Below are 6,992 nucleotides of genomic sequence, written 5' to 3'. Positions count from 1 at the left end.
GTACCAAGCAAAAGATTTAGTAGCTTTATGTGTATGGGTGAGCCAAAATATAGCTATGACTGATAAAGTCCCAACTCGTGTGATTGTTCATCGATATGAGAAAAAACGGTCTTTGATATATTAGGTGTCGTTTACAATTGTGCCCTGTCTGATAACCAAGCCGCTTAATTCAAAAAAGTGAAACCAGTTAGGGTTTATTTCGTATGTAAATCTTTCAATCACCTACACTTGCCCTTTAGAAAAAAGAAACAATCTCGCCTAAAATTGACTTTGCATAAGCTTAGCTTGATAGCGATACCCCAGTAAGAAAAGAAATAGGAGGGAATATCCTATTTCTTTTTATTTTTATAATGAAATAGAACTATTAAGTCGAATGTGAAAATGATAATTAGAAGTAACAAGTGTATAAGTGCTTCAGTTTCCCCGTTTAGTAAAGACTTTATAAAGACATCCCATTCTTTTTCATAGGGAGGCTGTACCCAATTTCGTTGCAGTCCTACATACATTCCATTTAAGAAAAAGACGATACTTAATAGAATCCTTCCAATAAATACGGCAGCTACTTTTATATTCCAATTCTTTATCTTGATTACATAAAGGAGTGGAGAAAGTATAAGCACCCAAAAAACAATAATATAGACTGTATTCATCATTTTCTACTCCCAACAAAATGATTGTTTCTTAATCTTGGTGAATTTTCAGGTTGAAGGTATGTTTAATTGTTACTAGTGTTCAAACCGTTGCTGCACTTGCGAAAAAAGGGGCCAAAATTCCGGCCCTTTTTTATCTCTCCGTCTCAAAAAACTCAATCCATTCTCCATCCGGACCAGCGAAAAATATGTAACGTGTTCCATCCGGTAATGTTTCGATTTCTTCTCCCAGTAAAAAGGTTACGCCGTGTTTCTGTAGTCTTTCGATTTCATCCTTTAATGAGTCTACTTTAAAGCAAATGTGATGTACTTTTCCTTCTGCCGGAAGGGAAGCGTTGTAACCTTCAATTAGTTCAAGTATCGTTTCTTTTGATTCTTCTACGCCTAAAAATGCGAGCTTTAAGTTTGGGTTTGGATGTCCCATGCGCTTAATAAGTTGTAAGCCAACTACTTTTTCATAAAATGAAATAGATGTTTCTAAATTTGTGACCATAAGTCCGACGTGTTCGATTCTTCTAACTGGCATGTGCACTCCTTCTTTCTGAAAATTATATACAATATATTATTGAAAATTAAGAAAATAAGCAAGATAAAAACCTTACAAATTTTAGCGTGTTATATGGTATAGTGAGAAAGTATGTTTGGGGAGAAGGAAGGAGATTATACTATGAATACAACTACTCAAACTCCTTCATTATCGGAAACAATGAAAGAGTGGCATTATGCATTAGCATATGAAATTAAACATTGGAAAACGATAGGTGGTAGTAAAATCTCTATCATTAACGGTCGTTTTTTATATACAGATTATGAAAGTACAGTATACGTATTTCAGCTTATATCGGAAGTAAGTTTACCTGAAGGTTCACCAATTCGAATTGAGTTCGATGGTGAGGAAGCGACGGGGGAAGTATTATCTGTACATGGATTAGAAATCGAATTGAAGTTAAATGATTATATACAAGGTGAAATACGAGAAGCTGTGTTATACAGTGAACCGTGGCAATTGTTAGAACAGTTGCAAGAGAGATTGAAAGAGGCGCATAAAGATAAGCTGAAACGTAATCGTATAAAGCGTCTTGTTGATGGGACGAGCAGTCCGAAACACCTTGAAAAGATGAAAAATACGAAAAATGAATTGGCGTATCGCTCTTTTTACAATCCGACAACGTATGTGTGGGGACCGCCTGGAACAGGGAAGTCGTACAATTTATCACGTATTATTTCGGCTCATTATCAAAAAGGAAAATCGGTACTTGTGTTAGCTCACAGTAACGCGGCAGTTGACGTATTAATGAGCGAAGTAACGAAGCAAATTGAGAAGAAAAAGAAATGGACACCTGGTGAAATCGTTCGTTACGGTTTTAGTCAACATGAACATATACGAAATCATGAAACGTTACTTGCATCGAAGTTAGTTGAAACGACGAACGGATCTTGGGGAGAAGAAAGACTCTATTTAGAAGAGACACGACAAGATCTTCGTGAAAAGATTTTATCATATAAAGCGACTTCTGCTGATAAGAAGCGTATACAAGAGATTGAAAGTGATCTTCGAAAGCAAAAAGCGAAAATTAAAGAAGTAGAAAAAGAATATATTGAAAATGCGCAAGTAATCGGTGCAACGCTATCAAAATGTGCCATTGATTCACTTATTTATGAGCGTACATTTGATTTAGTTGTCGTAGATGAAGTGAGTATGGCATATGTTCCGCAAATCGCATTAGCTGCTTCGCTTGGGAAACGTATTGTCGTTTGTGGTGACTTTTTACAATTGCCTCCGATTGCGATGGCGAATCATGAACTTGTTCGAAAGTGGCTCGGCGAAGATATGTTTTATCATGCAGGGATTGTTGATTCTGTAAATAAATCAGAAGCACATCCCAACCTTTTTATGTTGCAGGAACAGAGACGTATGCATGCGGATATATCGAAGTTTACAAACTCATTTATTTATAAAAATAGAGTGTATGACCATCCGTCTGTTTCAGAACGTAAGGAGCTTGCACAGCTACAACCGTTCGCAAATGAAGCGAGTGTTTTATTTGATACGAGCTTAATGGGAGCATTTTCTTTAAAAGATGCTGCGTCAGGTTCGCGTTTTAATATTATGTCTGGTTTAGTAGCGATGCAAATGATTTTAATTGGACTGTTAGACGGTGTTCAATCTATCGGTGTTGTTACACCTTACAGGGCGCAGTCCCGCTTTTTATCAACGTGTATTAGAGAAATGTTGCAGAAAACTAAATATCAACACATACCAGTTTTAGCGGCGACAGTTCATAAGTTTCAAGGGTCCGAAAGAGATATGATGATCTTTGATACGGTTGATAGTTACCCACAAGAACGTCCTGGCGTGTTATTCTTTGATCATAAAAACCATCGTCTTGTCAATGTAGCAGTAACGAGAGCGAGAGGAAAGTTCATTCAATTATCAGATTGCCACTACATGCGTAAAAATCTGTCGAGAAAACAAGCGTTATCGCAATTAACCGCTCATATAGAACGTCACGGAGATGTGTATGATCGGACGACATCAAGACAAGTGTGGGAGCGAAAAATCTCGAAACGATTACGTTGGTTTATGGAAATGAATCTTGAAGAGCCGAAAGGGCTATTAAAAGATATTTTAGCGGCAAAACGAAAAATTATCATTTCCCTTCCAAGTACAAGGCAAGTAGATAAACGAGTATGGCAAGCGTTAATGCGTACAAATGCGCAAATAACAGTTTATAGTGATGGACCAGTTCCATTGAAAAATGTAAAGTTACAAAGGCAAAATAAAGCATTCCCGTTTATAGTAATTGATGATGAAATCTTTTGGGCGGGGGCACCGCTCACATCTCAAATGATGTTTGAAGGTAGTACGGAATTTCCGTACATATGTGCAAGAATGCAAGCACCTGAAACAATTGGTGTATTAAAAGGGTTTTTAGATATTCGGTAAATTCGGATAGGAATTCCTTGACTTTTACTTGGAATAAACTTAGAATAAAAATAATTTAATATAATTTTATGAAAATTCTTATCACGAGAGGTTGAGGGACTGGCCCTATGACACCTCGGCAGCGGATTCTTTATGAATACTGTGCCAATTCCAGCAAGGTAACTTGAAAGATAAGAAAGAAGCTCATTTTGACTGTATATGCCAAAGCCTCTTTCTATCTTTTAGAAAGAGGCTTTTTTACGTAAAAATAAAGGGGGAAGAAAAATGGGAGCGACAGGAGTAACGTCACAAAGAAAAACAATTGAAGAGAGTATAGAAAGAAATAAGGAAAAGTACATAAAAACAAGTCATGATATTCATGCGAATCCGGAGATTGGTAACCAAGAATTTTATGCATCAAGAACGTTAAGTTTATTGCTAGGTAGTGCAGGATTTCAATTGCAACATAATATAGCTGGTCATGAAACAGGATTTATCGCGCGAAAAAGCTCAGGAAAACAAGGACCAGTTATCGCATTTTTAGCGGAGTATGATGCTTTGCCAGGACTCGGTCATGCGTGTGGTCATAATTTAATTGGCACAATTAGCGTTGCGGCAGCGATCGCATTATCAGAAATACTGGAAGAAATCGGCGGAGAAGTTGTCGTGTTTGGGACACCAGCTGAAGAAGGAGGGCAAAACGGTAGCGCGAAATCGAGTTATGTAAAGGCAGGTTTATTTAAAAACATTGATGCGGCGCTTATGATTCATCCGAGCGGAAAAACAACGACAACGAGTCCGTCACTAGCAGTTGATCCACTTGATTTTCATTTTTACGGGAAAACAGCTCACGCAGCAGCTTCACCAGAAGAAGGAATTAACGCATTAGATGCGATTATCCAGCTTTATAACAGTATTAATGCGCTTCGCCAACAACTGCCGTCAGATGTGAAAATTCATGGAGTCATTACAGAAGGCGGAAAAGCACCTAATATTATTCCAGACTACGCTGCAGCAAGGTTCTTCATCCGAGCAGCAACGAGAAAAAGATGTGCGGAAGTAACAGAGAAAGTAAGAAATATTGCACAGGGTGCAGCGTTAGCAACCGGTACGAAAGTGAAAATTCATCAATTCCAAAATGAAATCGATGAACTACTCGTAACAAAAACATTTAATGACGTCGTAGCCGAAGAGTTAGAACTACTAGGTGAAGATGTAAACCGTAAAGAAAGAGTAGGAATTGGCTCAACAGATGCAGGAAACGTAAGCCAAGTCGTACCGACAATTCATCCGTACATTAAAATCGGACCAGATGATTTAATTGCACATACGAATGAATTTAGAGAGGCAGCTCGTTCACAATTAGGAGACAAAGCATTAATCACATCGGCAAAAGCACTAGCAAATACAGCGTATCGATTAATTACAGAAGAAGGTTTGTTAGAGAAGGTGAAGGAGGAGTTTAGGGAGGCGCGGAAGAATCAAGGATAGGGAAGAAGGAGAATTATACTCGGGATTTTTTAGTAGGAAATTGAATGAAAAAAGAACCAGCCTATGGCTGGTTTTATTATATTATAAAAGAATTTTTCCACATACACTTCATATTTCTACCTTAGTACCCTCTTATCAGAACGACAATTTCTCTTCAAATTCACTCTTTAAAACAATTAAAGGAGATGATAATCCAAATTGCATTAAAGAGTCTAAAAATGCAGCGAGAGAATCCATCGAATCGCTCATGACTTTCATCATATAATTAAATTCCCCGCTAATTCGATATAAATCTGTTACTTCAGGAGCGGCATTACAATATTGGATGAAATCAGAGCATTGACTCGTTTTGAACATAATAAATGCTTGGATGTTTTTATTAATTTTGGAAGGCTCAAATTTCGTTCGGTAAGCAGCTATAACCCCTTGATCTTCAAGCTTGTTAATGCGTTCTTTTACAGCAGGCTGCGTCATGGATATAATACGTCCTATTTCTGAAACAGAAATTCTCGCATTTTCATACAACAAGTTCATAATTTTATGGTCAATTTCATCTAGTTTTACTGCGTTTTGCATTGGATAGCCCCCCTTTTTATTTTCTAAAGTAAATCGTAAATTATAACTATAATATCATAAGTGAAGGAACTAAATTACCTATAAATCTATATTTAAAATTATTAGTATTTGCTTAAAAATATAAGTATAGGATTTATCCCGCATTAACGGGCAGTAAAACTCCCACCTCAAAATTCAGCTGGAGCAAAGTGGTTAGGTGAGAGATTAACTGCCCGTAAAAGCCCGATTGGTTCAACTAATAATCAGTGGGGGATGAAGAAAACCCCCACTGATTAAAGTTTCACTTTATCAAACGGAAATTTAGGAAGGGTGGAAAAAATGAAGAATTTTGATGGGAAAGTAGCGTTAGTAACAGGGGCGAGTCGCGGTATCGGTCGTGCGATTGCGATGAGATTGGCAAACGACGGTGCATTAGTTGCAATTCACTATGGCCGAAATAAAGCAGCTGCAGATGAAACAATTAGTGAGATTGAATCAAATGGAGGAAAGGCATTCTTAATTGAAGCGGATTTCAATTCAATTGATGGTGTCAAAAAGATAGTAGAACAATTGAAGAATGAATTACAAATAAGAGTTGGTACATCAGAGATTGATATTTTAGTAAACAATGCAGGGATAGGTACACAAGGAACAATTGAAAATACGACAGAAGAAGTTTTTGATGAAATTATGTCTGTAAATATTAAAGCACCGTTCTTCTTAATTCAGCAAACATTACCGTTATTACGAGCGGAGGGGCGAGTTATTAACATTTCATCAGCTGAAGTAAGACTTGGTTTTGCAGGGTCCATTGCATACGGTTTAAGTAAAGGTGCACTAAATACGATGACACTTCCTCTAGCTAAACATCTTGGAGAAAGAGGTATAACAGTGAATACAATTATGCCTGGATATACGAAGACAGATATAAATGCGAAATTGCTAGATAATCCGGAAATACGAAATTTTGCTACGAATTCATCTGTGTTCGGACGAATAGGGCAAGTTGAAGATATTGCAGATGTAGTAGCATTCCTTGCTTCTTCTGATAGCCGCTGGGTAACAGGGCAAATTTTAGATGTTTCTGGAGGATTTTGTTTATAGGGGCACTACTTCATACCCATCAAGCTAATATTTTCATATCCCCCTAAATTAAAATTTTCTTTCTCTACAGATAGCTATTTTGAGAAGCCGCTCATTTTTTCGTTTTGGGGGCATTTCTTTTTCTTAAGTTGATGGGTATGTATGGTGACCCCTATTAGACGATAGTGAATTAACAATTTCGGGGTTCAGTTCAACTTTATTCAAAATAAGATTTTTTTGCAGTAAAATCAATGTTAGTGGAACTTTTTTAATCAAACTTTTTTCTA

6 protein-coding genes and 1 riboswitch are annotated in these 6,992 nt (G+C 37.1%); of the genes, 3 read left to right on the top strand and 3 right to left on the bottom strand.

Annotated features, from left to right (window positions below):
• Window positions 1-329 precede the first annotated feature (329 nt).
• Both V7038_RS20375 and V7038_RS20370 read right to left on the bottom strand, forming a co-directional pair.
• A complete protein-coding gene (locus V7038_RS20375; RefSeq protein ID WP_070139613.1) occupies window positions 330-653 on the bottom strand; it encodes a hypothetical protein in 324 nt (107 codons plus the stop codon).
• Window positions 654-783: 130 nt separating this feature from the next.
• Window positions 784-1,176 carry a VOC family protein gene (locus tag V7038_RS20370; protein ID WP_002110666.1) on the bottom strand — a complete coding sequence of 131 codons (393 nt, stop codon included), beginning with the start codon at window positions 1,174-1,176 and terminating at the stop codon, window positions 784-786.
• 111 nt (window positions 1,177-1,287) lie between these two features.
• Here V7038_RS20370 and V7038_RS20365 point away from each other — a divergent pair, with 111 nt between their 5' ends.
• On the top strand, window positions 1,288-3,597 hold the full coding sequence (locus V7038_RS20365; protein ID WP_335695567.1) for an AAA domain-containing protein: 2,310 nt from the start codon (window positions 1,288-1,290) through the stop codon (window positions 3,595-3,597).
• 75 nt (window positions 3,598-3,672) lie between these two features.
• A riboswitch (SAM riboswitch) is annotated at window positions 3,673-3,774 on the top strand.
• A gap of 87 nt (window positions 3,775-3,861) precedes the next feature.
• Window positions 3,862-5,067, top strand: coding sequence for a M20 family metallopeptidase (locus tag V7038_RS20360; RefSeq protein ID WP_335695566.1), 1,206 nt, complete (start codon window positions 3,862-3,864; stop codon window positions 5,065-5,067).
• 135 nt (window positions 5,068-5,202) lie between these two features.
• On the opposite strand, the gene V7038_RS20355 is transcribed toward V7038_RS20360, so the two are convergent.
• Window positions 5,203-5,643: an Lrp/AsnC family transcriptional regulator gene (locus tag V7038_RS20355; RefSeq protein ID WP_001178569.1), complete on the bottom strand. Its 441-nt coding sequence runs from the start codon at window positions 5,641-5,643 to the stop codon at window positions 5,203-5,205.
• 318 nt (window positions 5,644-5,961) lie between these two features.
• Here V7038_RS20355 and V7038_RS20350 point away from each other — a divergent pair, with 318 nt between their 5' ends.
• Window positions 5,962-6,726: an SDR family oxidoreductase gene (locus tag V7038_RS20350; RefSeq protein ID WP_002110663.1), complete on the top strand. Its 765-nt coding sequence runs from the start codon at window positions 5,962-5,964 to the stop codon at window positions 6,724-6,726.
• Window positions 6,727-6,992 lie beyond the last annotated feature (266 nt).

Source organism: Bacillus sp. JJ783 (assembly GCF_036963225.1).
Classification (GTDB): domain Bacteria; phylum Bacillota; class Bacilli; order Bacillales; family Bacillaceae_G; genus Bacillus_A; species Bacillus_A cereus_U.
Note: the sequence above shows the minus strand (reverse complement) of the source record. Positions and strands in the feature narration are given on the sequence as shown.